The sequence below is a fragment of the Rhodococcus sp. MEB041 genome, assembly GCF_030208955.1.
Classification (GTDB): domain Bacteria; phylum Actinomycetota; class Actinomycetes; order Mycobacteriales; family Mycobacteriaceae; genus Rhodococcoides.
Window position 1 is genome coordinate 272,416 of sequence record NZ_JARVSZ010000005.1, and the last position, 26,255, is coordinate 298,670.

General features: G+C 69.6%; 27 protein-coding genes. 13 read left to right on the forward strand and 14 right to left on the reverse strand.

Going from position 1 to position 26,255, the window contains the following annotated elements; all coding sequences use genetic code 11:
• Window positions 1-45: 45 nt before the first annotated feature.
• From QRN16_RS15380 to purH, 4 genes are all read left to right on the forward strand, one after another.
• The gene (locus QRN16_RS15380) at window positions 46-1,281 is read left to right on the forward strand and encodes a DUF5336 domain-containing protein (protein ID WP_285188002.1); all 1,236 of its coding nucleotides are present in this window, start codon (window positions 46-48) and stop codon (window positions 1,279-1,281) included.
• 59 nt (window positions 1,282-1,340) lie between these two features.
• Complete coding sequence (locus tag QRN16_RS15385; RefSeq protein WP_285188004.1) at window positions 1,341-2,789, forward strand: cell division protein PerM; 1,449 nt, start codon at window positions 1,341-1,343, stop codon at window positions 2,787-2,789.
• Between the two features lie 106 nt (window positions 2,790-2,895).
• Entirely contained in the window at window positions 2,896-3,540 is a 645-nt protein-coding gene (purN, locus tag QRN16_RS15390; RefSeq protein WP_082544624.1) for a phosphoribosylglycinamide formyltransferase, read from the forward strand.
• Entirely contained in the window at window positions 3,509-5,110 is a 1,602-nt protein-coding gene (gene purH, locus QRN16_RS15395; RefSeq protein WP_051612967.1) for a bifunctional phosphoribosylaminoimidazolecarboxamide formyltransferase/IMP cyclohydrolase, read from the forward strand. Before purN ends, purH begins: the two co-directional genes overlap by 32 nt.
• A gap of 57 nt (window positions 5,111-5,167) precedes the next feature.
• Here the strand turns inward: purH and QRN16_RS15400 are convergent, their stop codons facing one another.
• Entirely contained in the window at window positions 5,168-5,659 is a 492-nt protein-coding gene (locus tag QRN16_RS15400; protein ID WP_204866400.1) for a glutathione peroxidase, read from the reverse strand.
• A gap of 67 nt (window positions 5,660-5,726) precedes the next feature.
• Here QRN16_RS15400 and QRN16_RS15405 point away from each other — a divergent pair, with 67 nt between their 5' ends.
• From QRN16_RS15405 to QRN16_RS15415, 3 genes are read left to right on the forward strand one after another with little or no spacing between them, the layout of a single operon-like run.
• Window positions 5,727-6,062 (forward strand): hypothetical protein, encoded by a 336-nt coding sequence (locus tag QRN16_RS15405; RefSeq protein WP_081821049.1) that lies wholly within the window; start codon window positions 5,727-5,729, stop codon window positions 6,060-6,062.
• 48 nt (window positions 6,063-6,110) lie between these two features.
• Window positions 6,111-7,514, forward strand: a complete 1,404-nt coding sequence (locus QRN16_RS15410; protein WP_204866402.1) for a sigma 54-interacting transcriptional regulator — start codon at window positions 6,111-6,113, stop codon at window positions 7,512-7,514.
• A complete protein-coding gene (locus QRN16_RS15415; RefSeq protein ID WP_285188011.1) occupies window positions 7,514-9,478 on the forward strand; it encodes a vWA domain-containing protein in 1,965 nt (654 codons plus the stop codon). The genes QRN16_RS15410 and QRN16_RS15415 overlap by 1 nt, the downstream gene beginning before the upstream one ends.
• Window positions 9,479-9,484: 6 nt before the next feature.
• Here QRN16_RS15415 and QRN16_RS15420 read toward each other — a convergent pair whose 3' ends face one another.
• The 6 genes from QRN16_RS15420 to rpmB are packed head-to-tail and all read right to left on the reverse strand — an operon-like array spanning window position 9,485 to window position 11,938.
• Window positions 9,485-9,946, reverse strand: a complete 462-nt coding sequence (locus tag QRN16_RS15420; protein ID WP_027504144.1) for a hypothetical protein — start codon at window positions 9,944-9,946, stop codon at window positions 9,485-9,487.
• A 53-nt stretch (window positions 9,947-9,999) separates the two neighbouring features.
• Complete coding sequence (locus QRN16_RS15425; RefSeq protein ID WP_285188014.1) at window positions 10,000-10,926, reverse strand: AEC family transporter; 927 nt, start codon at window positions 10,924-10,926, stop codon at window positions 10,000-10,002.
• Between the two features lie 31 nt (window positions 10,927-10,957).
• Window positions 10,958-11,212, reverse strand: coding sequence for a 30S ribosomal protein S18 (gene rpsR / locus QRN16_RS15430; RefSeq protein WP_027504142.1), 255 nt, complete (start codon window positions 11,210-11,212; stop codon window positions 10,958-10,960).
• A 12-nt stretch (window positions 11,213-11,224) separates the two neighbouring features.
• Entirely contained in the window at window positions 11,225-11,530 is a 306-nt protein-coding gene (gene rpsN / locus QRN16_RS15435) for a 30S ribosomal protein S14 (RefSeq protein WP_027504141.1), read from the reverse strand.
• Window positions 11,530-11,700, reverse strand: coding sequence for a 50S ribosomal protein L33 (gene rpmG / locus QRN16_RS15440; RefSeq protein ID WP_027504140.1), 171 nt, complete (start codon window positions 11,698-11,700; stop codon window positions 11,530-11,532). The genes rpsN and rpmG overlap by 1 nt, the downstream gene beginning before the upstream one ends.
• Before the next feature lies 1 nt (window position 11,701).
• Window positions 11,702-11,938, reverse strand: coding sequence for a 50S ribosomal protein L28 (gene rpmB, locus QRN16_RS15445; RefSeq protein WP_027504139.1), 237 nt, complete (start codon window positions 11,936-11,938; stop codon window positions 11,702-11,704).
• A gap of 148 nt (window positions 11,939-12,086) precedes the next feature.
• On the opposite strand from rpmB, the gene mrf reads away from it, so the two are divergent.
• Genes mrf through QRN16_RS15470 form a run of 5 tightly spaced genes read left to right on the forward strand, consistent with a single transcriptional unit; the run spans window position 12,087 to window position 15,495 of the window.
• Window positions 12,087-13,385 carry a ribosome hibernation factor-recruiting GTPase MRF gene (gene mrf / locus QRN16_RS15450; protein WP_056447005.1) on the forward strand — a complete coding sequence of 433 codons (1,299 nt, stop codon included), beginning with the start codon at window positions 12,087-12,089 and terminating at the stop codon, window positions 13,383-13,385.
• Window positions 13,382-13,639 carry a type B 50S ribosomal protein L31 gene (locus QRN16_RS15455; RefSeq protein ID WP_027504137.1) on the forward strand — a complete coding sequence of 86 codons (258 nt, stop codon included), beginning with the start codon at window positions 13,382-13,384 and terminating at the stop codon, window positions 13,637-13,639. The genes mrf and QRN16_RS15455 overlap by 4 nt, the downstream gene beginning before the upstream one ends.
• A gap of 3 nt (window positions 13,640-13,642) precedes the next feature.
• Entirely contained in the window at window positions 13,643-13,819 is a 177-nt protein-coding gene (gene rpmF / locus QRN16_RS15460; protein ID WP_056447007.1) for a 50S ribosomal protein L32, read from the forward strand.
• A gap of 17 nt (window positions 13,820-13,836) precedes the next feature.
• Window positions 13,837-14,316: a cation:proton antiporter regulatory subunit gene (locus QRN16_RS15465; protein ID WP_027504135.1), complete on the forward strand. Its 480-nt coding sequence runs from the start codon at window positions 13,837-13,839 to the stop codon at window positions 14,314-14,316.
• A 3-nt stretch (window positions 14,317-14,319) separates the two neighbouring features.
• The gene (locus QRN16_RS15470; RefSeq protein ID WP_027504134.1) at window positions 14,320-15,495 is read left to right on the forward strand and encodes a cation:proton antiporter; all 1,176 of its coding nucleotides are present in this window, start codon (window positions 14,320-14,322) and stop codon (window positions 15,493-15,495) included.
• Here the strand turns inward: QRN16_RS15470 and QRN16_RS15475 are convergent.
• The 3 genes from QRN16_RS15475 to QRN16_RS15485 all read right to left on the reverse strand — a co-directional run bounded on the left by QRN16_RS15475 (window position 15,410) and on the right by QRN16_RS15485 (window position 19,742).
• On the reverse strand, window positions 15,410-15,943 hold the full coding sequence (locus tag QRN16_RS15475; protein WP_285188021.1) for a DnaJ family domain-containing protein: 534 nt from the start codon (window positions 15,941-15,943) through the stop codon (window positions 15,410-15,412). The two genes, QRN16_RS15470 and QRN16_RS15475, sit on opposite strands and share 86 nt — an antisense overlap.
• A gap of 27 nt (window positions 15,944-15,970) precedes the next feature.
• Window positions 15,971-18,355 (reverse strand): ATP-binding protein, encoded by a 2,385-nt coding sequence (locus QRN16_RS15480; protein WP_285188023.1) that lies wholly within the window; start codon window positions 18,353-18,355, stop codon window positions 15,971-15,973.
• A gap of 136 nt (window positions 18,356-18,491) precedes the next feature.
• Complete coding sequence (locus tag QRN16_RS15485; protein ID WP_285188025.1) at window positions 18,492-19,742, reverse strand: L,D-transpeptidase; 1,251 nt, start codon at window positions 19,740-19,742, stop codon at window positions 18,492-18,494.
• Window positions 19,743-19,866: 124 nt separating this feature from the next.
• Between QRN16_RS15485 and zwf the strand changes: the two genes are divergently transcribed.
• On the forward strand, window positions 19,867-21,324 hold the full coding sequence (zwf, locus tag QRN16_RS15490) for a glucose-6-phosphate dehydrogenase (protein WP_285188027.1): 1,458 nt from the start codon (window positions 19,867-19,869) through the stop codon (window positions 21,322-21,324).
• A 1-nt stretch (window position 21,325) separates the two neighbouring features.
• Here zwf and QRN16_RS15495 read toward each other — a convergent pair whose 3' ends face one another.
• The 4 genes from QRN16_RS15495 to QRN16_RS15510 are packed head-to-tail and all read right to left on the reverse strand — an operon-like array spanning window position 21,326 to window position 26,250.
• A complete protein-coding gene (locus QRN16_RS15495; RefSeq protein WP_285188029.1) occupies window positions 21,326-22,534 on the reverse strand; it encodes a lipase family protein in 1,209 nt (402 codons plus the stop codon).
• Between the two features lie 6 nt (window positions 22,535-22,540).
• A complete protein-coding gene (locus QRN16_RS15500) occupies window positions 22,541-23,833 on the reverse strand; it encodes a hypothetical protein (protein ID WP_222627678.1) in 1,293 nt (430 codons plus the stop codon).
• Window positions 23,820-24,932 (reverse strand): glycosyltransferase, encoded by a 1,113-nt coding sequence (locus tag QRN16_RS15505; RefSeq protein ID WP_285188033.1) that lies wholly within the window; start codon window positions 24,930-24,932, stop codon window positions 23,820-23,822. The genes QRN16_RS15500 and QRN16_RS15505 overlap by 14 nt, the downstream gene beginning before the upstream one ends.
• On the reverse strand, window positions 24,919-26,250 hold the full coding sequence (locus tag QRN16_RS15510) for a YveK family protein (RefSeq protein WP_197027710.1): 1,332 nt from the start codon (window positions 26,248-26,250) through the stop codon (window positions 24,919-24,921). Before QRN16_RS15510 ends, QRN16_RS15505 begins: the two co-directional genes overlap by 14 nt.
• Window positions 26,251-26,255: the final 5 nt, after the last annotated feature.

Below are 26,255 nucleotides of genomic sequence, written 5' to 3' on the forward strand. Positions count from 1 at the left end.
AGTCGGCGGCCGACCGACGACCAGCACCGAGGAAGAGGAATCGAGATGACCTTCTCACCAGGGGGACCCGACCACGACCACGGCCGGACGGACCCGCGGACGACCACCTTCGGAGACCCGTCCACGGAGACCGGGCAGGTCGACGACCGTTCAGCGTCGATCGACCGCACTGACGGCGCTGCGACCCCGTCCGTCGACGCGGACGCGGCCGGCGCCGACGACAACACGACCGAGCAGATCGCGGCGCGCACGACGCAGGTCGCCCGTATCGCGTCGTACGTCGTCATCGGCACCGGTGTCCTCGCGTTCCTGCTCGGTCTGTCCGCGCAGTTCGCGCTCGGCGGTGAGTCCTCCAACTTCTTCGAACGCGAGCTGGGCGACCCGACGTCCGTGGCGCTGCTCCTCCTCGCTGCGCTCGTCACGGCCGCGGGCCTCCTGCCGCGGCAGACGACGTCGCGGGGACTGGTCGCGGCGCTGTCCGTCACCGCGTTGCTCACGCTGATCTTCCAGCTGGTGAACCGCGGGGCGGCGTTCACCGCCTTCGGTGAGACCGTCCGCGTCGGTATCGGCATCGGGTCGATCCTGGTTCTGATCCTGGCCATCGTGCAGGTGGCCGCGGCCGTCGGTGCGCTTCTCGTCGACTCGGGAGTCGTGACGGTTCCGGCGCCGCGTCCGAAGCAGCAGCAGTTCGGCCAGCCGGGTGGCCCGGGACAGCAGGGTCCCGGCCAGCAGAACTACGGGCAACAGGCATACGGCCAACAGGCATATGGCCAGCAGGGCGCCTATGGCCAGCAGGGTTACGGGCAGCCACAGAGCTATGGCCAGCCGCAGGGTTACGGGCAGCCGGGTGCCTACGGGCAGCCGCAGGGATACGGGCAGCCGCAGGGTTACGGGCAGCCGCAGGGTTACGGGCAGCCGGGTGCCTACGGGCAGCCGCAGGGGTACGGCCAGCAGGGTCAGGCGCAGCCCGGCGCCTACGGTCAGCAAGGGTACGGCCAGCCGCAGGGCTACGGATCGCCCTACAGCGCCCCGACCGAGCGCTACGGGCAGCCGGTCGGCCAGACCGCCGCGGACACCGCCCCCGCGCACGCCGCATCGGCGGAGTCCGCGACACCTCCCACCGGTGAGCAGTCGTCCGCGCAGCAGCCGAGCACGGAGGGGCACGCACCCGAGCAACAGGCACCCGAGCAACAGGCACCCGAGCAGCAGGCGCCCGAGCAGCAGGCACCGGAAGCCACCCGCGCACTCGACTTCGGCGATCGGTCGGACGACCGCCGCTGAACCACGTCGTCGGCGCGCCTAGGTTCTCCACCGCGCCGACGGTGAGAACCTGATCGGTGATGACCTCACTACTCGATCGCGAACCGCACACGCGGGGCCGTTTCGGTCCGAGTCCCGACGAGGCTCGAATGCTGCTCACCGTGGCGTTCCGGCCCGTCGGGCTACTCCTGGCCGTCGTCACGGCCGTGGTGCTGGTGACGCTCGTCTCCGCGAACAGCGACCTGACGGGGACGTTTGGAGCGTTGGCCGCCACGTGGCTGGCCGTGCATCAGGTGCCGCTGGGCATCGCCGGTGCGACGTTGTCGATCCTTCCGCTGCTGCCCACTCTCGTGCTGGTGCACGCGGTGTCGTCGGCGGTCGCGCGGCCACTGACCGACGCCTCCACCCGTCGCGACATCGGATGGGTCGTCGGCGCGGCGATCGCGGGTCCGCTCGCGATGGCGGCGGTGATGCTCGCGATGATTCACGACGCGTCCACCGTCATCGCCCTGAGCACGCCCAACGCACTCGCCACCTTCGGGTGGGTCATCCTCGTGCACGGCATCGGTGCGGCGATCGGCTGCATCCGCGGTACCTGGCCCTCACTCATGCGCACGGTGGTCCTGCCGCCGTGGCTCGCAGCGTCCTTCGCTCCGGCGGCGCGTGCCGGCGCGGTGCTGCTCGCCGGTGGCGCCGTCGTCGTCGCCACCTCTCTCGTGCTGTCCTTCTCCACGCTCGGCACGCTGCTCGAGTCCGGCGGCGGGATCGGCGGAGCGCTGGGTCTGACCGCGATCTCGGTGCTGTATCTGCCCAACATCGTGGTGGCGGCGTCGTCGGTCGTCACCGGGTCGTCCGCCCACGTGGGCGCGGCGATGGTCTCCGTCACCGAGACGACCGGCGGTCAGCTTCCTGCCGTCCCGGTGCTGGCAGTCATGCCCGAATCGTCGGCCCAGGTGTGGTGGCCGGTCATGCTCGTCGTCCCCGCACTCGCCGCCGTGGTGCTCGGGCGTGCGTGTGCTCGTGCGACGACGTCCCTGGCGGACGCGGTGCGCAGTGCCGCCGCCGCCGCGGTCTGCGTGAGCGTGGCGGCCCTCCTGATCGGCGTCGTCGCCGGTGGCTCGGTGGGAACGTTCGGCCATCTCGGTGTCGATGCGCCGCTCCTCGGCGTCACCACCTTCGCGTGGTGCCTCGTGGTGGGCGCGCTCACCGCGGCCGTCACCGCCTGGTCGATGCGGCGCCACGACATCCACGGATGGCACGAGGACAGCGAAGCCGAGGAGAGCGAATCCGACGACTCCGCGGGCACATCGATGCTCGGTGAGCCGGCCGCCCTCCCCGCAGCCCCGGACGCCGCGCCGACGGACACGGACATCGTGGAAGCCGAGACCGAAGCCGAGACCACCGACACCGACACCGTCGAGACCGAAGACGATGCCGTGGAGGCGGACGTCGTCGACGCCGAGATCGTCGACCTGCCGGACGAGTCGGCCGAGCCCGAGAAGCCCGGCGGCACCGACACCGCTCCCTGACGCGCGTCCTCCCCGAGCGAGGCCGATCGAGGAGGCGAACGGCGGCCGTCTAGGCTTCCTGTCGGCGTGATCCCACGCCGACAGAGCACCTGACCCGCCCGAGCAGCTGAGGAGAAGCACGCTGTCTGCCCCGCGTTCGACACCCGGGCGGGACCTCCCGGCCCGCGTCGTCGTCCTCGCCTCGGGGGTCGGATCACTGCTCGGATCGTTGGTCGAGGCCGCGTCCGCTCCCGAGTTCCCGGCCGAGGTCGTCGCCGTGGTGGTGGATCGCCCGTGCGGCGCCGAGGGCGCAGGGCTGCCGTCCCGGCGAGTGGCCGTGTCGGACCACGGTTCGCGTGCGGAGTGGGATGCCGCCCTCACCGAGGTCGTGGACTCCTGGTCACCGGATCTCGTCGTGAGTGCGGGATTCATGCGGATCCTCGGGCCGGTGTTCCTCGCACGCTTCGGTGGCCGCATCGTCAACACGCACCCCGCACTGCTGCCGTCGTTCCCGGGCGCGCACGCGGTGGCCGACGCCCTCGCCCACGGTGTGAAGGTCAGCGGGTCCACCGTCCACCTTGTGGACGACGGTGTGGACACCGGGCCCATCGTGGCGCAGGAAGCTGTTCCGGTGCTCGACGGCGACACCGAGGAGTCGCTGCACGAGCGCATCAAGATCGTCGAACGACGGCTGCTGATCGACGTGGTCGCCGCCGTCGCCACACGCGGAGTCATCACCGATGGACGAAAGGCCCAGATCCCCAGTGACTAACCCAGAGAACACGCGCGCCGTCTCGCGCGCACTCGTCAGCGTCTACGACAAGACCGGTCTGGACGAGCTGGCCGTGGGCCTTCACGCCGCCGGGGTGGAGATCGTGTCCACCGGATCGACCGCCGGGCGCATCGCCGCCGCGGGCGTACCGGTGACTCGGGTCGAAGACCTCACCGGCTTCCCCGAGACCCTGGACGGCCGCGTGAAGACGCTGCATCCGCGCGTGCACGCCGGCGTCCTGGCGGACACGCGCAAGCCGGAACACCTCGCGCAGCTCGACGAGTTGGGCGTCGCTCCGTTCGAGCTCGTCATCGTCAACCTCTACCCGTTCACCGAGACGGTGGCGTCCGGTGCGAGTCCGGACGAGTGCGTGGAGCAGATCGACATCGGTGGCCCGTCCATGGTCCGCGCCGCGGCGAAGAACCATCCGTCGGTGGCGGTCGTGGTGGATCCCGCTCGCTACGCCGACGTGCTGACCGCGGTGCAGGGTGGCGGCTTCACGCTCGAGCAGCGAATCGCGCTGGCCGCCACGGCGTTCCAGCACACCGCAGCATACGACGTCGCGGTGGCGTCCTGGATGACCGACGTCCTCGTCGCCGGCGGTTCCGACGAGTCCGAGCACTTCCCGGCATGGATGGGCGCGACCTACGAGCGCGCCTCGGTTCTGCGCTACGGCGAGAATCCGCACCAGGCCGGCGCTCTGTACGTCGACCCGTCCGCTCCCGCCGGCATCGCGCAGGCGGAGCAGGTGCACGGCAAGGAGATGTCGTACAACAACTACACCGACGGTGACGCCGCCTGGCGTGCCGCGTTCGACCACGATCTCCCGTGCGTGGCGATCATCAAGCACGCCAACCCGTGTGGCATCGCGGTGTCGGCGTCCGGCTCCATCGCCGAGGCGCATCGCAAGGCGCACGCCTGCGATCCGGTGAGCGCGTACGGCGGCGTCATCGCGTCCAACCGCGAGATCACCGTCGAGATGGCCGAGCAGGTCGCCGAGATCTTCACCGAGGTCATCATCGCCCCGTCCTACGCCGACGGCGCGCTGGGAGTGCTGCAGCGCAAGAAGAACATCCGCGTCCTCGTGTGCGAGCCGCCGACGGCGGTGCCGGAGATCAAGCAGATCTCGGGCGGCCTGCTGCTGCAGGACCGTGACCGTCTCGACGCCGCGGGCGACGATCCGTCGGGGTGGACCCTGGCCGTGGGCGAGCCCGCCGACGAGGCAGTGCTGGCCGACCTCGAGTTCGCCTGGAAGGCGTGCCGCGCCGTCAAGTCCAACGCCATCCTCATCGCCGCGGACGGTGCGTCCGTGGGAGTGGGCATGGGACAGGTCAATCGGGTCGATTCCGCCGAACTGGCCGTGCGCCGCGCCGGCGACCGCACCACGGGCGCCGTGGCCGCGTCGGACGCCTTCTTCCCGTTCCCCGACGGCTTCCAGATCCTCGCCGCAGCGGGGGTGGCGGCGGTGGTGCAGCCCGGCGGATCGATCCGCGACACCGAGGTCGTGGAGGCAGCGCGCGAGGCGGGCGTGACCATGTACCTGACCGGGTCACGCCACTTCGCACACTGACCTCTCTCGAACCTCGACCCCCCGAACTTCGACCCCCCGAACCTCGACCCCCCGGGCTCAGCCCTTAGCGAGAACCTTCTCGATGGGCTTCGCGAGCTTCTCCGGCTTGGTGGTCGGCCCGAAACGGTCGACCACCTTGCCGTCGGCGTCGATGAGGAACTTGGTGAAGTTCCACTTGATCCGGCTGCCCAGCACGCCCGACTTCTGGTCGCGCAGCCACTTGTAGAGCGGGTGCGCGCCGTCGCCGTTCACCTCGATCTTCTCGTGCATCGGGAACGTGACGTCGTACCGCAGCGAGCAGAAGTTCTTGATCTCGTCGGCGTCGCCGGGCTCCTGGTGCCCGAACTGATCGCACGGGAAGCCGAGAACCACCAGCCCCTGCGGCCCGTACGTCTTGTTCAGCACCTCGAGGCCCTCGTACTGCGGCGTGAATCCGCACTGCGAGGCGGTGTTGACGATGAGGAGCGGCTTGCCCTTGTAGGCGGCGAGGTCGACGGGCTCGCCGTCGATGGTCGTGGCGGTGAAGTCGTATGCACTGGTCTCGGTCACCGCTCGACGCTACCGGCAGGAGGCCACATCGTGTTTGGTCTGTTCTCGGCGAGGGTAGACGCGGGCCATGACTCAGGACCACCGTGACGGCGACCCGGACGGCGGAATGAAGGAGGGCAGCTCGGAGCGCGAGCCTCGCGACGACGAGCGGACTTTCCGCGCACACGCCGGCGAGGCCATCGCCGATGCCCGGAACTGGCCCGGCTACTTCCTCATCGCACTGGGCCTCGGGGCCATGGGTCTCGGGCTCACTGCCGCAGGAGGCGGTTTCGAGGGGTGGGTGATGATCCTGTTCCCGGCCACCGTGATCCTCTGGGCCGCCGGTCTGACAGTGATCCTGCTCGAACGCAAGCGCGTCAAGAACGCCGAGGGCAAGGACCTGACGGACCCGTCGGGGCACTGATCGAGCTGTGCACGTGCCGAAACGGCTCGACGCTCGTACGTTGGAAGGGTGACCCAGTCTCCCAGTAGTCGAGATCCACACCCGCGCGCGACCACCCTCGGTGAACTCCGCGCGTCGGGACACGTCCAGAAGACAGTCAAGAACGAACTCCGCGACAACCTGCTCGACGCCCTGCGCGAGGGCCGCGACGCATGGCCCGGCATTCTCGGATTCGAGAACACCGTCCTTCCGCAGATCGAACGCGCACTCCTCGCCCAGCACGACGTCGTTCTCCTCGGCGAGCGCGGGCAGGGCAAGACCCGCCTGCTCCGTACCCTCGCCACGCTGCTCGACGAGTGGACGCCCGTCATCGACGGCTCCGAGCTCGGTGAGCATCCCTACGACCCCATCACCCCCGCCTCGATCCGCCGGGCAGCCGAACTCGGCGACGATCTGCCGGTGTCCTGGCGCCATCGCTCCGAGCGGTACTCGGAGAAGTTGGCGACCCCGGACACATCGGTGGCCGACCTCGTCGGCGACGTCGACCCCGTGAAGGTCGCCGAGGGCCGCAGCCTGGGCGATCCGGAGACAATCCACTTCGGCCTCGTGCCGCGTACCCACCGAGGAATCGTGGCGATCAACGAGCTGCCCGACCTCGCCGAGCGCATCCAGGTGTCGTTGCTCAACGTGATGGAGGAGCGCGACATCCAGATCCGTGGCTACACGGTGCGGTTGCCCCTCGACGTGCTCCTCGTCGCGAGTGCGAACCCGGAGGACTACACCAACCGCGGTCGGATCATCACTCCGCTGAAGGACCGGTTCGGCGCCGAGATCCGCACCCACTATCCGATCCTGCTGACCGACGAGATCGCGGTCATCGAGCAGGAGGCCGACCTCACCGCAGTCGTGCCGCCGCACGTGCTCGAGGTGCTGGCGCGGTTCACCCGGCTGCTGCGTGAATCGCCGTCGGTCGACCAGCGTTCCGGCGTCTCGGCTCGGTTCGCCGTCGCCGCCGCCGAGACCGTCGGCGCGGCCGCCGTGCACCGTGCCGCCGTGCTGGGCGAGTCCGATCCGGTGGCCCGTCCCGTCGACACCCAGACGATCGTCGACGTCCTGCGGGGCAAGGTGGAGTTCGAGTCGGGCGAGGAGGGACGGGAGATCGAGGTCCTGAACCACCTGTTGCGGCGGGCCACAGCCGACACCGCACGGGACTCGCTCGGCGGTATCGACCTGAGCCCTCTCGTCACGGCCGTCGAGCAGGGTGAGCCCGTGATCACCGGTGATCGAGTCACCGCGAAGGTGCTGCTGAACGAGTTGCCGGATCTTCCTGTCATCGACGAGATCGCCGAGCGTCTGGGCGCGACCTCCGACGGTGAGCGCGCCGCGGCCGTCGAGCTCGCGCTCGAAGGTCTCTACCTCGCACGTCGCATCGGCAAGGACACCGGCGACGACGGGCAGACGGTGTACAGCTGATGGCGGGCCACAACTCCCGGTACGGGCCGTACGTCGACGGTCCGGATCCGCTGGCACCACCCGTCGATCTGCGGGAGGCGCTCGACGCGATCGGTCAGGACGTTCTCGAAGGTGCGTCGCCGCGCCGCGCGATGCAGGAGATGTTGCGTCGCGGGACGAAGAACATGCGCGGCCTGGACGATCTCGCCGCGCGGGCGAACCGTCGTCGGCGGGAACTGCTGAAGAACAAGAATCTCGACGGCACCCTGCAGGAGGTGCGCGACCTGTTGGACGAGGCGGTCCTCGAGGAGCGCAAGACCCTGGCCCGTGCTCTGGACGACGACGCCCGCTTCCAGGAGATGCAGATCGCCGAACTGCCTCCGTCGACGGCGCAGGCCGTGCAGGAGCTCGCCGACTACGACTGGCGCAGTAGCGAGGCGCGGGAGAACTACGAGAAGATCAAGGATCTGCTCGGCCGCGAGGTGCTCGATCAACGCTTCAAGGGCATGAAGCAGGCACTCGAGGGGGCCACCGAGGAGGACCGTGCTCGGGTCGCCGAGATGCTGTCCGATCTCAACGACATGCTCGACGCCCATGCGCGCGGGGAGAACACCGACGAGCAGTTCGAGAAGTTCATGCGCGATCACGGTGAGTTCTTCCCCGAGAATCCCGAGACCATCGACGACCTGATCGATGCTCTCGCGGAGCGGTCCGCGGCAGCGCAGAGGCTGCGGAACTCGCTCTCCGCGGAGCAGCGTGCCGAGCTGGACGCGTTGGCGCAGCAGGCCTTCGGCAGCCAGGACCTGATGGACCAGCTGTCGCGACTCGACGCGAATCTGCAGTCGGCCCGGCCGGGGGAGGACTGGGACTCCGCCCAGAAGTTCCGCGGTCAGGAGGGCATGGGACTCGGCGACGGGACCGGTGTGCTGCAGGACATCGCCGAACTCGAGGAGCTGGGGGACCAGCTCTCGCAGCAGTACAACGGTGCGGCGCTCGACGACATCGACGCCGATGCGTTGCTGCGCCAACTGGGTCCGGAGGCGGCCGCGGACGCGCGGACGTTGGCGGACCTGGAGAAGGCGTTGCAGCAGGAGGGTTTCCTCGACAAGGGGGCCGACGGACAGTGGCGCCTGTCCCCGAAGGCCATGCGGCAGTTGGGGCAATCGGCTCTGAAGGACGTCGCGGGCGGCATGGCATCGCGCCGCGGTGAGCGTGACACCCGCCGAGCGGGCGCGATGGGCGAGCCCACCGGTGCGTCGCGCGCCTGGGAGTTCGGCGACACCGAGCCGTGGGACGTCGTCCGGACGGTGACCAACGCCGTCCTGCGCACCGCGACGGAACCTCGCGGAGACGGCGAGACCGGAGTGCGTCTGGCCGTCACCGACGTCGAGATCAGCGAGACCGAGCTACGGTCACAGGCCGTGGTGGCCCTGCTGGTGGACACGTCGTTCTCCATGGTGATGGAGGGTCGCTGGGTTCCGATGAAGCGGACGGCGCTGGCGTTGAATCACCTCGTCAGCACGCGGTTCCGCGGCGACGATCTGACGATGATCGGTTTCGGACGACACGCGCAGACGCTCACACCGTCGGAACTGGCGGGGCTCGACGGCGCGTGGGACCAGGGCACCAACCTGCACCACGCGCTGATGCTGGCCACGGCGCACCTGCGGCGCAATCCCAACGCCCAACCCGTGGTGCTCATCGTCACGGACGGCGAGCCGACCGCCCATCTCGAACCGGACGGCCACGCCTTCTTCGATTATCCGCCGCATCCGCGGACCCTCGGGTTGACGGTCAGGGAGCTCGATACCCTGGCGAAGATCGGTGCGCAGGTGACGATCTTCCGGCTGGGAGACGATCCCGGTCTGGCCCGCGTCGTGGACCGGATGGCCCAGCGCGTGGGCGGGCGGGTCGTCGCACCCGATCTGGACGGACTCGGTGCCGCGGTGGTGAGCGACTATCTGAGCGCCCGCAGGAAGCGCTGAGCCGGCTCAGGTCCCGTTGAGCACCGTGCGGGTGCCCACCGGGGCCGCGAGCTGCAGCTCCATGGTCCCGTACACGGCGATCATGATGCAGGACTTGTCCTTCGCGGATTCGAGGGTGCCGGTCCGGACGGTGACCACCACCGTCTCCTCGGTCTCCTCCACGGTCGCGTCGGCGCCGTAGCACTCGGGAGTGCCGGTGACGAAGTGCACCGCGATCCGGTTGCCCGGCAGCGCGGTCCACGCCTCGAACGGTGTGGACTGCGCCATCACCAGCGACGCGCCGGGTGTGAACTCGGTGCCCACCTGGTCCGCGGCCACCTCGTGGGGAACCGGCGGTGAGCCGGGGACGGGCACGAGGTCGGTGGGGGACGCCGCGCCGGTCTCGAGGTCGCCGGCGTCGCCGGGGTCGGAGGAGCCGCATCCGCCGAGTGCGACACACAACAGCAGCCCCAGGGCGAACGACCTCATGACCTCCACGGTAGCGCGGCCGCGCGCGGGCCCGGCCGAGCTCGCTCCCACGGTCACGCGAGCAGCGCGGCGACGAGGGCGATGACGGGAACGGACACCAGCGTCGTGACGAACGCGGTGTCGCGTGCCAGCACGGTTCCGCGGCCGTAGCGGGTGGCGTAGATGAACACGTTCTGCGCGGTGGGAAGCGCTGCGATGACCACCACGGCGAAGAGGTCGTGGCCGTCGATGCGCCACACCCACCGCGCCAGGACGTAGGTGAGGACGGGCAGCACGGCCATCTTGAGAAAGGTCGCCAGCGCGACGTCGCGGCGCGGTCCGGCTCCCCGCTCGAGCACGCGTACGCCCTGCAACGACATGCCGAAGGCGAGAAGGGCCCCGGGAACGCTGGCGCCGCCGAGCAGTGCGAACGGCTGCATCACGGGGTCCGGCAGGATCAGACCCGTCACGGCGAGCGCCAGTCCGGCGAGGCCGGCGAGGACGATCGGGTTGGTGAACGGGGCTGCCACGACACCGACCAGCGAGGTGCCGCGCGACGACGTCGAGACGTCCAGGATCGTCAGGGCCAGCGGCGAGTAGATCATGATCTGGAAGAGCAGCAGCGGCGCGACGAACGAGGCGTCGCCCAGGACGTACACGGCGATGGGGATGCCGAGGTTGGCCGCGTTGACGTAGGACGCGGCGAGTGCCCCGATGGTGGCCTCGGGGACCGTGCGCTTCGTGATCGTCAGGGCGATCACCAGATACAGGGCTCCGACCAGCAGAGCCCCCACGGCCGTGATGGCGAGTGTGGGGGAGAAGATCACCGACAGGTCGGCGCGGGCGAGGGTGTCGAACAGCAGCGCCGGAGTGGCGACGAAGAACACCATCCGCCCCAGAACGAGTCCGCCGGACTCACCGAGTACGCCCGTACGGGCGACGACGTAGCCGATGAAGACGACCACGAAGATGACGGTGAATCCGGCGAGAACTCCTGACACGGGGGGCCTGTCAGCCCCTACCGGTCGACACTCAGCGGGTGGTGAACGGAAGGAGCGCCATCTCGCGTGCGTTGCGCACGGCGGTGGCGACCTGACGCTGCTGCTGGGGGGTCAGCCCGGTGACACGGCGGCTACGGATCTTGCCGCGATCGGAGATGAACTGACGCAGCAGGTTCACGTCCTTGTAGTCGACCTCGGTGATGCCCGCCGCGATGAGCGGGTTCTTCTTGGGCTTGCGATCCTTCTCGACCCGATCCTTCTTGGACGGGCCCCTCTTCACTGCCATGAGTTCTCCATCTCACCAACTGCTCTTGTGGACGCCGGGAAGTTCCCCGCGATGTGCTCTCTCTCGAACGCCGATGCGGGAGAGTCCGAATTTTCGGAGGTACCCGCGCGGGCGACCGTCCGCAGCGTCTCGATTGCGCAATCTTACCGGACTCGCATCGCGCGGTAGACGCTGGAGAGCCCGCTGCGCCGCGAACCGGTCCTCGTCGCTCGTCGAGGGCCTCCGGATCAGCTCTTTCAGCTCGTGGCGACGTGCCGCGTGGCGGGCGACGATCTCGGCCCGCTGGGTGTTGCGGGCGATCTTCGACTTCTTGGCCATCAGCGTTCCTCCCGGAAATCGACGTGTCGACGCACGACGGGGTCGTACTTGCGCAGGACCAGTCGGTCGGGATCGTTGCGCCGGTTCTTCCGGGTGACGTACGTGTGGCCGGTGCCGGCGGTCGACGTCAGTTTCACGATCGGCCGGACGTCGGTGCTCTTGCTCGCCATGTCAGAACTTCTTTCCGGCCGCGACGAGCCGCGTGACGACGGAGTCGATGCCGTCGCGGTCGATGGTCTTGATCCCCTTCGCCGAGACCGTCAGCCGCACTCGTCGGCCGAGGCTCGGTACGAAGTAGGTCTTGTGCTGCACGTTGGGGTTCCACCTCCGACTCGTGCGGTGGTGGGAGTGCGAGACGGACTTCCCGAAGCTCGGGACCCGTCCTGTGACGTCGCAGTGCGCGGACATCGCGAACCCTTCCTCTCTGTCGACTGGTGACCGGTGACTTTATCGACAACAGTTGTCGACAAGCGCTGTATCGGAACTGTACGCTCGGACGCCGGTAACTGACAATCGTTGTCGACAACTCGAAGAACCGAAAGGACGTGCAGTGCCGATGGAGAACCTCGAGGCGCCCGACAGGAGAACGCCCCTGGTCGTGGTGTGCGGGCCGGAGGATCTCGGCGCCGCGGTGAGCGCGACGTTCCAGGAGCCGGGCACGATCGTCCTGCACCACGACCTCTCCGACGCCACCGTCGGTGTCGTGCGGCGGCGGACGGTCCGGGTGGACGACGACGCCACGCCGACCACCCGGGTCGTCGACCTGGCGGGTCTCGGGTGCTGCGTCTCCTGCCTGCTGCGGGAGGATCTGCTCCCCCTGCTGCGATCGGTCTCCGCGGACTCGTCCGTGCGACGCATCGTCGTCCGGGTCGATCCCTCGCTGGAGGTCGAGGCGATCTGCTGGGCGATCGAGAACACCGTCGTCACCGGCATGGTCGGCCGGGTGGACGCCACGGCGTCGCGAGACGTGCGCATCGAGGCGGTCGTCGGCTGCGTCGACGGCGCGACCTGGTTGTCCGACGCCACCGGCGACGAGCTCGTCGGCGAACGGGCGTTCCCGCCCGGGCCCGACGGCGGTCAGGTCGTGGATCTTCTCGACGACCGCACCGTCGCGCAGGTCGCCGTCGGCACCGTTCGAGGGTCCGATCTGCTGGTCGTCGCGGACACCGGAGTCGATCGGTGGGACGCCGCGCGCCTAGACGCGGTACTGGCGCGGCTCGCACCACGCGCGCCGCGGGTCTGGATCCTGCCGGGCGAACGTCCGCGAGACCTGCTGGCCCGCGTTCCGGCGACGGCGCGGCGAGGACTCGTCGACGACGCCCACGCGCCACTGCTCGACGGGCAGCCGCCGCTGTCGGCGGAGTGCGGCGTCACCCTGGTCGAGTTCACGGACCGACGGCCGTTCCACCCGGGCCGGCTGCACGACGCGATCGATGTTCTCCTCGACGGTGTCGTCGCCACCCGCGGTCGGCTGTGGGTGGCCACGCAACCCGACGCCGTGCTGTGGCTCGAGTCCGCCGGCGGTGGGCTCCGGGTTGCCTCCGCGGGCTCGTGGCTCGCGGCCATGGCACCGGACGACTACGAGGAGGCGCCCACCGCCCGCCGCGCTCTCGCCGCACTCGCATGGGACGAGGAGTACGGGGACCGCGCGCAGTCGCTGGTGGTGCTGGTGCACGAGGCAGATCCCGAGCACGTGTACGCGGCGCTGTCCGACGCGCTGCTCACGCCGGACGAGCTCGAGACTCCCGAGCTCTGGGCCGAGTGGGCCGACCCTTTCGGGCAGTACCACGAAGATCCCTGCGAGACAGACAGTTCCGCCGTCGGGGCGGACGACGACAGAAGGGCTGCACAGTGAAGAAGAACGTACATCCGGACTACCATCCGGTCGTATTCCAGGACTCCGGGACGGGATCGATGTTCCTGACGAGGTCGACCGTCACCAGCGATCGCACCGTCGAGTACTCGGACGGTCGCACATATCCGCTGGTGGTCGTCGACGTCACCAACGAGTCGCACCCGTTCTGGACCGGCGCGGCGCGGGTGATGGACACGCAGGGACGCGTCGAGAAGTTCGAGCGTCGCTACGGCACCCGCACGAGAAAGGCCTGACCCGTGGCTGTTCCCAAGAGGAAGATGTCCCGCTCGAACACGCGCAGTCGACGCTCGCAGTGGAAGGCGACGCCGCCGGATCTGGTGTCCGTCACCGTCGGCGGCGTGACGCACCGGGTGCCGCGTCGGCTGGTGAAGGCGGTGCAGACGGGACTGTTGGACCCGTCACGACTGACCTGAGGGGCTAGCATCGCCGCATGAACGTCGACGTCACCCTGCTTCCCGGCATCGGGGTACGCAAGGATTTCGCGCTGTCCACGGGGCGACGCATCGGGGTCATCACGCGCAAGGACGGCACGAACGAGCTGATCGTGTCGAAGAAGGAGGACCCGGACTCGACGCAGGCGTCGATCACGCTGACGAACGAGGAGGCGGCGGCGCTCGGCAACCTGCTGGGCACGCCGCAACTCGTCGCGCAGCTGGGGGAGGAGCACCGCGACCTCCCCGGTATCCGGACCCGGCAGTTGCCGATCCACGAGGGATCCCGCTTCGACGGCCGACTTCTCGGCGACACCGCCATGCGGACCAAGACCGGGGTGTCCATCGTGGCGGTCATGCGGGCGGGGCAGGTCCAGCCGTCGCCGCCGCCGAACTTCACCCTCGTCTCGGGCGACCTGCTCGTCGTCGTCGGAACGAGCGACGGTCTCGATCACGCAGCGAAGATCCTCGGTAGCTGACGGGTGGGAGAGACTGCGCTCGGACTGACCGAGCTGGGCGCTGTCTTCTTCGCGCTGGGGTTGCTCGCCAGGCTCGCTTCGCGGATCGGCATGTCCCCCATCCCGTTCTATCTGCTCGCCGGGTTGTTCTTCGGCAACGGCGGCATCGTCGAGCTCGACGGCATCGACGACTTCACCCATCTCGCGAGCGAGATCGGCGTGGTGCTGCTGCTCCTGCTCCTCGGACTCGAGTACACCGCGAACGAACTGGTCACCGGGCTGCAACGTTCGTGGACCGCGGGCCTGGTCGACCTGGTGCTGAACTTCGTGCCCGGTGCGGTGACAGCGCTGATTCTCGGCTGGGGACCGATCGGCGCCCTGGTGCTCGGCGGTGTCACCTACATCTCGTCGTCCGGCATCGTCGCCAAGGTGCTCGGTGACCTGGGCCGACTGGGCAACCGCGAGACGCCCGTCGTGCTGTCCATCCTGGTGTTCGAGGACCTCATGATGGCGCTCTATCTGCCGATCCTCACCGCGGTGCTCGGCGGCGTCAGCATTCTCGGCGGCGCCGAGGCCGTGGGGATCTCCCTGTTGGTCGTCGCCGTCGTGCTGGTCGTCGCACTGCGGTACGGGTGGGTGGTGTCGAAGGTGGTCGCCAGCCGGGACCGAGAGGTGGTGCTGCTGAAAGTCTTCGGGCTCGCCCTCCTGGTGGCCGGAATCGCGTCGGCGATGCAGGTGTCCGCGGCCGTGGGGGCGTTCCTGCTCGGGATCGCCATCTCGGGATCCACCGCCCAGGCCGCCACCCGGGTGCTCGAGCCCTTGCGTGACCTGTTCGCGGCCATCTTCTTCGTCGTGTTCGGGTTCAACACCGACCCGCGCTCGATCCCGCCCGTCCTCGGGTACGCGGTGCTGCTCGCGGTCATCACCGCGGTGACCAAGGTGGCCACCGGCGCGTGGGCCGCGAAGCAGATCGGCGTGGGACAGCTGGGCCGGATGCGTGCCGGGGCAGCACTGATCGCGCGCGGCGAGTTCTCCATCGTCATCGCGGGTCTGGCCGTCGCGGCCGGCGCCGTGGAGAGCGAGCTGGCCGCACTCGCCACGGCCTACGTGCTGATCATGGCCGTCGCCGGACCCATCGCAGCCAGGGTCGTCGAGCCCGTGACGCTGCGCGTGCTGGCGGCGCGGGGTCCGACGTCATGAGACCGGCCTGTTGCAGCGATGCCTTCTTCGCCGCGAGCGCTGCCCGAGCCGCTGACCGGTCCCGGGTCCACTGCGCGACCACCTCGTCGGCGTCGACGCGGCCGATGGGTACCTGAGGTCCCACGGGCGCCCGCAGCCAGTCCATGATGCGCGCGTTCAGATCCCTGACGATCGCACGGACCGCGTCCTCGGACCGTACGTCCCGCAGCGCCTCCGGGAGACGCTCGACCTCCTTGCGCAGGCGGAGCGGCGTCGGCAGAAGAGCATCGCCCGAGAGGTTCTCGCGCTTCAGATACCCCCGCACCCAGGACAACTCGTCGGTGCTCGACGGCGGGATCGGCTTGCCGAGGCCCGGCAGGTTCTCGAAGGCGCCGTTCTCCTGAGCGGACGCGATCTGCCGGTCCACCCACGTCTGGACACTGATGTCCGACGGCTTGCGTTCCGTCATGCGACGAGACCTCCTGCGCTGCTGTGCCTATCCGACGGGGTCGGACCCGAGCTCCTCCACGAAGTCGCGGACCAGTTGCTCCGCGATCACCCGAGCCTTGACGTTGGCGGCCTGACTCATCGTCGCGATGTGGTCGAAGGCCGCCTCCGGCGACATCCGCTGCGTGACCATCAGCAGGCCCACTGCCTGACTCAGGACACTGCGGCTGTCGAGCGCCGTGCGCAGCGAGGACACCTCGCGTTGCGCGCTGCCGAGCAGCTGCTCCCGCAACCGGGCGAGCTCGAGGTGCACCCGGACACGTGCGACGAGCTCCGCCGGCTGGAACGGCTTGGTCACGTAGTCGTCCGCACCGAGGCGGAGGCCTTCGACGACCGACTCGGATCCCGCACGTGCACTGAGCAACACGATCGGGACGCGCACCAGCCGGCCGTCGGACCTCGCCTCGTCGACGAGCGAGAGACCGGAGCGGTCCGGCAGCATGATGTCGCTGACGATGACGTCCGGCGGGTGGGCGCGGGCGTGCGCCATCGCGGAGTCGACATCGGCGAACATGGTCACGTGCCAGTTCTGTTCGCGGAGCAGTCCGACGAGGTAGTCGCGCATGTCGGCGTTGTCCTCGACGAGCACCACCTGGCGCTGATCGGGTGTCGGATCGGTCCGGACGCCGTCCAGCGGTCGCCAGGTGTCGGCTTCACCGATGTACCCGGCGCCCAACGCTTCCGCGACCTCCTGTGTGGTGGCGTCGGAGGCGGGCGGCGCGGACGCCACCGTGCGGGGAAGCGTCACGGTGAACGTGGATCCCGTGCCGTCCGGACCGTCGCTCACGTCGATGGTGCCGTGCAGGGCGGCCACGAGGTCGCGCACCAGGGAGAGTCCGACGCCGGACCCCTCGCGGCTGCGACCGGCGGCGGCCGCGACCTGATAGAACCGGTCGAAGATCTTCGCTCGGTCGGCCTCGGGGACACCCGGTCCCGTGTCCGTGACCGTCAACGTCACCGTGTCCGCGTCGTCTCGCAGGCTCACGGTCACCGATCCCGCCGTCGTGAACTTGACCGCGTTGGACACCAGGTTCATCACCACGTGAGTCCACATCGTGCGGTCCATCTCGGCGAAGCGGTGGGTGACGCCGTCGAGTGCGAGGTGCAGTTCCACTCCGGCCCGCGCCGTCGCGTCGCGGAACATCGAGGCGCAGTCCGTGGTGAGCGAGACGATGTCGGTCGGTTCGAGAGACACGACGAATCCGTCGGCATCGCCGCGGGCGACGTCGAGCAGGGTGTCCACCAGTCGCTGCAGTCGCAGTGCCGCGCGCCGCGCGGTCTGCAGCGATCGCACCCGGTGCGGCGGCAGTGGGTTCTCCTGGTCGTCCACCACGTCGCCCAACGGACCCAGGAGCAGTGTCAGCGGGGTGCGGAACTCGTGGCTGACGTTCTCGAAGAACCGGGTCTTGGCAGCATCCAGCTCTTCCAGGTCGCGAGCCCGGCGGCGTTCTGCCGCATACGAGTACGCATCCGTCAGCGCCGTCGAGATGCGTCCGGCCACCAGATCGAGGAACACGCGGTACGGCTCGTCGAAGCGCCGCAACGCGCTGATGCCGGCCACGAGAACGCCGACGGGTCGGCCCGACGACGCGTGCAGGGGGAGCACGACGGCGGTCGTGCCCACGATCTCGCCGACACCGCTCGTGCTGACGCGATCGATCACGCCGCGATCGACGGTCGTGGCGGTGTGCGGCCGACCGGGGAGCGTCGCGGACGTCGAGGCGACGGGACGGATCTCGCCGAGTTCCGCGTCGTGGGTGGTGCGGAGGTGGATGGACGCGAACGGCACGTCGGCCTCGTTGCCGGCGAGCAGGTCCAGTGACGCCCGGCAGACGTCGTCGATGTCGCGGGAGGCCACGGAGATCGAGCCCAGCTCGTGCAGCACCGACATGCGGCGCTCCGCCAGTACCTGCTGGGTCACGTCGGTGGTGGCGACGAAGACCCCGTTCACCGTGTCGCCGGAACCGAGGATCGGGCTGTAGGAGAACGTGAAGAACGTCTCCTCGAGGTAGCCGAAACGGTCCAGCAGGACGCGCTGACGGGTGCGATGGACGGCGGTGCCGCGCAGGGCGTCGTGCGCCAACGGGCCGAGCTGCTCCCAGCCGACGCGCCAGCAGTCCGCGGCTCGCTGGCCCACGGCCTCGGGAAACAGGTCGCCTGCCATCGGGGTGTAGGCGTGGTTGAAGAGCTGGACCAGATCCTCGCCCCACCACACGAGCTGTCCCACCTCGGACGGGAACAGCGTGCGGATGGCGGTCACCAGTGCGTCCGGCCAGTTCTCGACCGGTCCGAGTGACGTCGTCGACCAGTCGAACTCGCGATGGGCGGTCGAGGTGGCGTCCGTGCCGGGGAACAGCTCGTCGCGGGTCGTCACGCGACCACGTGCATCATGCGAGCACACCCGTCATGCGCTGTGTGCTGTCGTCGTCCCCGGCATTCCTGATGAACCTTCCTCGCGCGTCTCCGTACAGTGTAAAGGTGCGCGCGGGGTGGTGACGACTGCGAGCGGATCAGGCCAGCGCACTCCCGGCGAGCCACTCGGACCACGGGACGCTCCAGTCACCGTTCTGCCACTGCTGCAGCGGTGCACCGCCGGTGTCGCGCACCTCGACGACGTCGCCGGGCACCGAGAAGTCGTAGAACCAGGACGCGTTGGCCCGGCTCAGGTTGAGGCAGCCGTGCGAGACGTTGGTGTTGCCCTGCGCCCACACGGTGTCCTCGAGTTCGTGCAGGTAGATGCCGTCGTTGCTGATGCGCGTCGCGTAGTTGATCGACTCCTTGTACCCGAGGCGCGAGTTCACCGGCAGCCCGTACGTCGAGGAGTCCATGATCACCGGGTTCGCCTTGTCCAGCACGGTGTAGACGCCGGGCTGAGTCCAGAACGTCAACGTCTGGCCACCGACGGTCTCGCTGCCGCCCATGCCCATCGACGTGGGCATGGTGCGCACGAGCGTGCCGTTCTCGTACACGTCGACCTGCTTGGTGTCGTCGTCGGCGACGGAGACGTGCGAGTCGCCGATGGTGAACGACGTGGTGACGTCCTCCTGTCCGAAGAGGCCCTCACCGACCTCGACGCCGTACACCTTCGCGGAGATGGTCACCGCGGTTCCGGGCGTGTAGTAGTTCTCCGGCCGCCAGTGGACGTTCTGGTCGTCGGCCCAGTACCAGGATCCGGTCACGGCGGGCGTGGTCTGGACGGACAGCGTGCGCTCGGCGGCGGCGCGGTCACCGATGGGCTCGTCGAAGTGCACCACCGCGACGATGCCGACGCCGAAGGTGCCCCCGTCCGTGAGCAGGTTGCCGCCCGACGTCACGAAGGACGGCAGCGTGTAGTTGTCCGGCTCCACGGTCGTGAACGTGCTCGTCTGCTCGTGCGCGGCGCCGTCGGTCGCCTCGGTGTCGATCTCCAGTGAGTACTGCTTCCCGTAGCCGAGCGTGGTGGCCGGCTTCCAGGTGGATCCGTCGGGTGTCACGACCCCGTCGACGACGACACCGTCCGCGTTCGTCATCCGCACCGCGGTGATGGTGCCGTTCGACGCCGTCACGCTCACCGGCGCGAGCGGGTTGACGTCGGCCGCGCCGTCCGGCGGGTCGAGGGTGAGGGTCGGCGCGGGTGCGGCCTGCGTCGTCTCCGGCGCGCCGCCGGAATCACCTCCCGAGCCGCCGTCACTCGATCCGATGGTGCAGGCCGAGGCCAGCAGCATCACGAACGCGAGGCACGCCAGGAGACCGGTGCGGAGAAGGGCAGGACGGGACGACATGCGGGTGCTCCGTAAGGTGCGGAATCGGGTAGCGCGACGACACGGCGCTGACCACCACGGTAGCGCGTGCGCGGCGCTCACCCCCGCCGAGCGGGAGTGCGGGTTCGATGGAAGCATCGCGGGCATGACCACGACTCGCCGCCGATCCTCCGTCCCGGACGCGTTGCCGCCCCAGGTGGTCGTCCTCTTCGGTGCCACCGGAGACCTGGCCAAACGCAAGCTGCTCTCGGGGATGATGCACCTCGTCCTGTCCGAACTGGCGCCGCGGATGCGCGTCGTCGGTACGTCGTTGCAGGAGATGACGTCGGACGAGTTCCGAGCGATGGCGAAGGAGGCGATCAAGCAGTTCTCCACGCGCACACCGACGGAGGACGAGTGGGACCGCTTCGCGACTCGCCTGACCTACGTGCCCCAGACCGCCGGCCCGCGGGCGTTGTCGGACGCGGTGGCAGCGGCGGAGAAGGAACTCGGGGACGGCGTGCAGCGGCTGCACTATCTGTCGGTACCGCCGTCCGCGGCGCTCGCCGTCATCGACATGCTCTCCGAGGCGACGCTCGTCGAGCGGGCCCGCATCATCATGGAGAAGCCGTTCGGCACCGATCTCGCCAGCGCCGTCGCGCTCAACGCGGCTGTGCACGAGACCTTCGCCGAGGAGCAGATCTTTCGCATCGACCACTTCCTCGGCAAGGAGCCGGCGCAGAACATCCTCGCGTTCCGCTTCGCCAACGGTCTCTTCGAGCCGATCTGGAACCGCACGTTCATCCAACACGTGCAGATCGACGTGCCCGAGACTCTGGGACTGGACGGCCGCGCCGGCTTCTACGAGTCGACGGGTGCCTTCAAGGACATGGTGGTGACCCACCTGTTCCAGGTACTGGCCTTCACGGCCATGGAACCGCCCACCGCGCTGGAACCCGAGGCGATCAAGGAGGAGAAGAACAAGGTCTTCCGCTCCATGCTTCCCCTCGATCCGCGGAACGTCGTGCGCGGCCAGTACTCCGGCTACCGCAGCGAGAAGGACATCGCCCCCGACTCGGACACCGACACCTTCGTCGCCCTGAAGTGCCACATCGACAACTGGCGGTGGGCGGGTGTGCCGTTCTATCTCCGGACCGGCAAGAAGCTGGCCGAGGGGCAGCGCATCATCTCGATCGCGTTCCGGGAGCCGCCCAAGTCGATGTTCCCGGCGGGCTCCGGCGTCGGCGCCCAGGGGCCGGACCACCTGACCTTCGACCTCACCGACTCGTCGAAGGTGTCGCTCTCCTTCTACGGTAAGCGGCCGGGCCCGGGCATGCGCCTGGACAAGCTCAGCATGCAGTTCGCGCTGCACGAGACGGAGAGTGCCGCAGACGTTCTGGAGGCGTACGAGCGGCTGATCCTCGATGCGATGCACGGGGATCACACGCTGTTCACCACGTCCGAGGGCATCGAGCGGCTGTGGGAGGTCTCGGCACCGCTGCTCGAGGACCCGCCGCCCGTCCGGTCCTACGCGCCGGGATCGTGGGGCCCCAACGCGATCCACAGTCTGGTCGCGCCCGACGCGTGGCGGCTGCCGTTCGAGCGCGAGTGGCGCGGGGAGTGACCTAGTTGCAGGTACTCGGCGCCGGTGTCCCGGCGAACCGGCCGTCCAGCCATTCCGCCGGCGCACTTCCGAGGTTCAGGATGCCGTGGCCCTGTCCCGGTGCCTCGCGGAGCTCGATGGTGTCGCCGAGTGCGCACGCTCGCTGCACCGCGGCCACCGTCCACTCCGGGAGTGCGAGTCGATCCAGTTCGCCGTAGCCGACGAACATGGGCGCGGTCGCCGCGGCGCCCGGCACTCCGGCCTCGGTGAGCCACGCGCGCAGACGATCTGCGGCGGCCTCGTCCACCGGTGCGTAGTCCGACGGTGTGACAGACTCGGCGATCGCGCTCTCGAGACCGTCGTTCTCGCCCTCGCAGGCGGCGAAGACGTCCCGACGTTCGTACAGCACACCGCGGAGGTAGTCGGTCACCTGAAGGTCGGGGTGCGCGACGGACAGCCCTGTCAGGACCGACGGCACCAGCGCGACCTGTTCGGCGGTGAGTGTTCCGGCCACCATCGCGTCGACGAGCGGGCTCAGGTCGGTCGCGGGGGACATGCTGATGGTGCCGACGAGGCGGAGTCCGTCGCCGTAGTCGGCGGCCCGTTCGTTGGCGGCCCACACCGCCTGCCCGCCCTGGGAGACGCCGTAGCCGATCCAGGAGTCGGACGCCGTCGGTTCCACCTCGCGCGCTGCGCGCACCGCGTCGATCACGTTGTTGCCGGCCGTGGCGGCATCGAGGTACGGGTGCGGACCCGGGGTGCCCAGGCCCTCGTAGTCGGTCATGGCGACCACGTAACCGTTGGCGAGGAAGGGGATCACGGTGGTGAGCGCCCCCAGCAGCCCGATGTGGGTGGACGGCGCGCACCGACTGTCGGTACCGGTGGTCGCGTGGCCGACGGCGACGACCGGCCACCCACCCGCCGGTGGGTCGCCGCGAGGAACGAGGACCAGCCCGCTCACCTCGGTGGCGGAGCCGTCGATGCCGGAGGTCGAACGGTAGAGCACCGTCTTCGACACCGCTGTCAGGGTGGCGAGTGCGGGATAGCCCGCGAAGTCACGGGGGGTGCCCAGCAGTGAGCCGGCGGCGACGTCGGCGAGAGAGTCGACGGCCGTCTCTGGGTCCGACTCTCCGGGCAGCCCAGCGCAACTCGCGCAGAGGACGGCCAACACCGACAGCCAGGTCAGCGCGACGTGGCGGCGCGCGGTCGTCGTCCCGATGATCGCGGCCACCGCACGTCACTCCCCGTCGGAGCGCAGGTCGGCCGTGTTCCGGCTCAGCAGGCCGACGGGATCGGCACACGCGCGGGCGAGGGCACGGTCGACCGTCTCGGTCTCGATCATACCGCTGCAGAACGACGCCGAGTACGAACGTCCGCCCTGGACCTGCGAGACGAGGATCGAGATGCCGTCCGGGCCGTCGGGTTCGAGAGAAGCCGTCATCTGACGGGGCCGACCGTCGTCGAGCCAGGGAAGATGGTCGTAGATCGAGAGGGTGCCCAGGTCGCTCACCGCGAGTCGCGGTCGGTCGGGCACCGTGACGACGTCCTCGCTCGGCGCCGGCGCCGGGGCTGTCCGGTGACCCTTGAGAGTTGCTCGGGCATCGGCCATTCCGAGCACGGCGATGGGCCAGCCGGAGTCGATGACCTGCTTCATGACACCGGCGACGTCACCCGGCGTCGGCAGCACGGGCAGGCGGACCGGGATACCGATCGCGAAGTTGCCGTGTTCCGCGCGGTGCTTCTCGTCGAGGTACCGGCGGCAGTTGAAGAGGATCATGACGTGCTCGTCGAGGGGGACACCCTCGGAGCGCAGAGCGGCGACGAGCAGAGCCACCGACACCGACGCGCCGGTGGCGCCCGGCGCGTTCGCCTTCGACCACGATCGCAGTTCCGCCACCTGCTCGGGACGCATGTAGGCCGCGCGCGTGGTCTTCGACGATTCCCAGTGCTCGATACGGCGCGTCGGCGCCCCGTCGGCCGTCGCGTCACGCCGTTTGTGGACGGCGCGCAGGCGCCGGAAGTCCTGCAGGGCACGAGGGTTGGATCTGTAGTGCCGCCGCAGAGCACTCCACGTGGCGCTTCTCGGCAGCGACGGCGCCATGCTGCGTGCGATCGCGAAGCCGGGGTCGCTCGCGGCGGCGCCGACCAGCAGTACACCGAGCTGACCGTCGCCCACGCCGTGGGAGTAGTGGACCACGGCGTAGTCACCGCACAGCACGATCTCCACGGGGGCGCGTACACCGTCGCGGGTGCGCACCCGGTCCATCAGCTCACCGAGGTCGTCGGTGGCCAGATCCGGCCTGCTGGTGACGGCAGTGCCGGCGCCGATGTCGGTGCGGTACGCCCAGTTCCGACTGTCCGAGCGGGGATCGAGCCGGATGCGGGAGGTGGGGGACGCGTTCTCCGCCGCGGCGAGCATCGCCCGCGCGGCGTCGACGTCGAGACCCGCCGTCGGCCCGACGACGGCGAGGGTCTGCGCGGACGCGAAGGTGCGGTCGAGTTCGGTCGACGGGTACTCAGACTGCGGCATCGATCACCTCCTGCATTCGTGAGCGGAAGTTGGCTCGCGAGAAGCCTTCCGCCCAGACGCGGATCTGCGCTCGATCGAACTGGGCCGGGTCGAACGACGTCATGGCGTCGGCGAAACCGGTGACGATCTCGTCGTCGGTACCGGGCTGCACGTGCAATCCGGTGGTGCCGTGGATGACCGAGTCGACGGCACCACCCTCACCGAGCGCGATGACCGGGGTACCGGTGGCCATCGACTCGACGGGAACGATGCCGAAGTCCTCGATGCCGGGCATCAGCAGTGCACGCGTGGAGCGGTGGAGCTCGAGCAGCTTCTCGTGCGAGACGCGGCCGAGGAACACCGTCTTCGGTCCGGCGAGGGCGCGGCACTGCTCCATCGCGCGGCCGTCGCCGGCGACGATGAGCGGTACGTCCGCCAGGGCTGCCGCACGGATCGCGATGTCGGGACGCTTGTACGGCACCAGGCGACCGGCGAGCAGGAAGAAGTCCTCACGCTCCACCGTCGGATCGGGAGTGAAACCCTCGGTGTCGACGGGTGGGTGCACCACCACGGCGTCGTCTCGTCCCCACCAGCGCGAGATGCGGTCCGCTACGGCGGTCGAGTTGGCGACGACGGTGGTCAGACGCGGCGCGGCTCCTGTCTCGCAGCGCCGTGCGACGGCCGACAGTGCCGTGAGGATCGCGGCACCTGCGCGGCCGCCGCCCTCACCCGCCCGCAGTTCCGGATCCCACGCCCAACGCGCCGGGCTGTGCACGTAGGCGATGACGGGAGCGTCGGTCGCGTGCACGGCCTGCGTCGCGAAGGCGTGGTGGCTCACGACGACGGCCTCGGCGTCGCGCAACGGCAGACGACGGAACACCGTCGGCATCAGCGGCAGGACCGGGGCGTAGGACCGCTGACCGATGCCGTTGTAGATCGAGTTGAGCCACGTGGTGTTCGGCGGCGTGGTCAGCCCGGCGGGAGTTCCCTCGGGACGGGCGATGGGTGCGTACACGCGCGCACCCGGCCACTGCAGAGCGAGCTGTTCGACGACGTGCTCGGATCCGGCGATCTCGGTGAAGCGCTCGTGGACGATCGCGATCTTGTCAGTGTCTGGCATTGTGTCCGACCTGTTCCTCGGGGCGCTGGGAGGCCGTGCGTCCACCCGGGGCGGGATCGGACCGGCGCTTGCGGCCGGACGGTTGCACGACGAGGTGAGTGTGGATGCCGAACGTCCGCAGCTGCTTCAGCACTCCCTCGGCAGCTCGGCGGTCGCGTCCACCGGACGACAGTAGTACCACCGCGGTCTCGACGTCGTGCACGTCGACGAAGGTCCACCACTCGCTCGTGAGGTCGGCCCCGACGAGTGCGTCCGGGTGGCGGGGCTGCCCGCCCGTGGAGAGGGAGGTGGGAGCCGGATACACGGCGTCGTCACCGACGAGTACCAGCACGTTCTGCTCGATGCGACCGTGAGCGGCGTGGCGAGCGCCGGCCGACCGGGTGCCGTTGCCGTTGCTGCCGTTCCCGTTGGACGACGACGCGCCCCGGTCCGACGCGGCCACCGTCGCGGCGACGATGGGCGGCAGGCCCGTGGTCACCTTCGGATCGAAGTCGGCCTGGTACTTGCGAGCGACGCGGCGGGCCCACGCGGGCCGCGGACGACGCCCGAGTCGACTGCGCAGCAACACGATCAGCTCGGCGGCGACGATGAACGCCACCAGACCCGCGACGGAGGCCTCCGAGGCCGGCATCGGTGAGACGGGGGCGGTGCTCTGCTCGGGCACGGCGAGCACCACCAGCTGGTTCCCGCCGCCCGTGCTCTGGAGCTGTGTCAGCTGGTCGCGGAGGTCGGCGAGCGACTGGTCCGACGCGGAGCGGGCGGGGTCGCCCGGGATGAGCTGGGAGTTGCGCGCCTCCTCGGCGGCAATCGAGGCCTGGACCTGCTCGAGCTGCCCCTGTGCGTTGCGGGCGGCGTTGGCCGACGACGCCTGCGACACCGTGGTCACCGTGGTGCGGGCGACCTCGAGGGCGAGCTCGGGGGAGTCCGCGGTGACGGTGAAGGTGAGCAGCGCCGGCGACGTTCCCGGGGCGAGCTCGAGGTGGGAGGCGAGCTCACCGGCGTCCCAGCCGGTGTCGACCTGCGACAGCACCTGATCGAGCACGTCGTTGTCCGCGGCCAGCCCGATGAACGGGGCGCGCAGCTGCTCGATGAACGCGTCGCCGGGGATCACCTCGCCGGTCGCCCGGATCTCCGTCACGACGGATGCCGCGTACTGCTTCTCGGTGCCGTACTCGCGGAGGGCGAAGACGCCGGCGCCGACGATCAGCGCGATGATCAGAGCGGGAAGGAACGCGCGTCCCAGTTCCCGCATGTGCCCGGCGAGATCTATCGGCGGAGGTACGTCTCCGCGGTGCACGGGGTCGTCTACGGGCGCCAACCGAA

Excerpts from the sequence above, each read along its gene's own strand:
- QRN16_RS15380 (WP_285188002.1), top strand. The coding sequence starts at position 46 with ATGACCTTCTCACCAGGGGGACCCGACCACGACCACGGCCGGACGGAC.
- QRN16_RS15385 (WP_285188004.1), top strand. The coding sequence starts at position 1,341 with ATGACCTCACTACTCGATCGCGAACCGCACACGCGGGGCCGTTTCGGT.
- purH (WP_051612967.1), top strand. The coding sequence starts at position 3,509 with ATGGACGAAAGGCCCAGATCCCCAGTGACTAACCCAGAGAACACGCGC.
- QRN16_RS15405 (WP_081821049.1), top strand. The coding sequence starts at position 5,727 with ATGACTCAGGACCACCGTGACGGCGACCCGGACGGCGGAATGAAGGAG.
- QRN16_RS15415 (WP_285188011.1), top strand. The coding sequence starts at position 7,514 with ATGGCGGGCCACAACTCCCGGTACGGGCCGTACGTCGACGGTCCGGAT.
- QRN16_RS15420 (WP_027504144.1), bottom strand. The coding sequence starts at position 9,946 with ATGAGGTCGTTCGCCCTGGGGCTGCTGTTGTGTGTCGCACTCGGCGGA.
- rpsR (WP_027504142.1), bottom strand. The coding sequence starts at position 11,212 with ATGGCAGTGAAGAGGGGCCCGTCCAAGAAGGATCGGGTCGAGAAGGAT.
- rpsN (WP_027504141.1), bottom strand. The coding sequence starts at position 11,530 with ATGGCCAAGAAGTCGAAGATCGCCCGCAACACCCAGCGGGCCGAGATC.
- rpmG (WP_027504140.1), bottom strand. The coding sequence starts at position 11,700 with ATGGCGAGCAAGAGCACCGACGTCCGGCCGATCGTGAAACTGACGTCG.
- rpmB (WP_027504139.1), bottom strand. The coding sequence starts at position 11,938 with ATGTCCGCGCACTGCGACGTCACAGGACGGGTCCCGAGCTTCGGGAAG.
- mrf (WP_056447005.1), top strand. The coding sequence starts at position 12,087 with ATGGAGAACCTCGAGGCGCCCGACAGGAGAACGCCCCTGGTCGTGGTG.
- QRN16_RS15465 (WP_027504135.1), top strand. The coding sequence starts at position 13,837 with ATGAACGTCGACGTCACCCTGCTTCCCGGCATCGGGGTACGCAAGGAT.
- QRN16_RS15475 (WP_285188021.1), bottom strand. The coding sequence starts at position 15,943 with ATGACGGAACGCAAGCCGTCGGACATCAGTGTCCAGACGTGGGTGGAC.
- QRN16_RS15485 (WP_285188025.1), bottom strand. The coding sequence starts at position 19,742 with ATGTCGTCCCGTCCTGCCCTTCTCCGCACCGGTCTCCTGGCGTGCCTC.
- zwf (WP_285188027.1), top strand. The coding sequence starts at position 19,867 with ATGACCACGACTCGCCGCCGATCCTCCGTCCCGGACGCGTTGCCGCCC.
- QRN16_RS15500 (WP_222627678.1), bottom strand. The coding sequence starts at position 23,833 with ATGCCGCAGTCTGAGTACCCGTCGACCGAACTCGACCGCACCTTCGCG.
- QRN16_RS15505 (WP_285188033.1), bottom strand. The coding sequence starts at position 24,932 with ATGCCAGACACTGACAAGATCGCGATCGTCCACGAGCGCTTCACCGAG.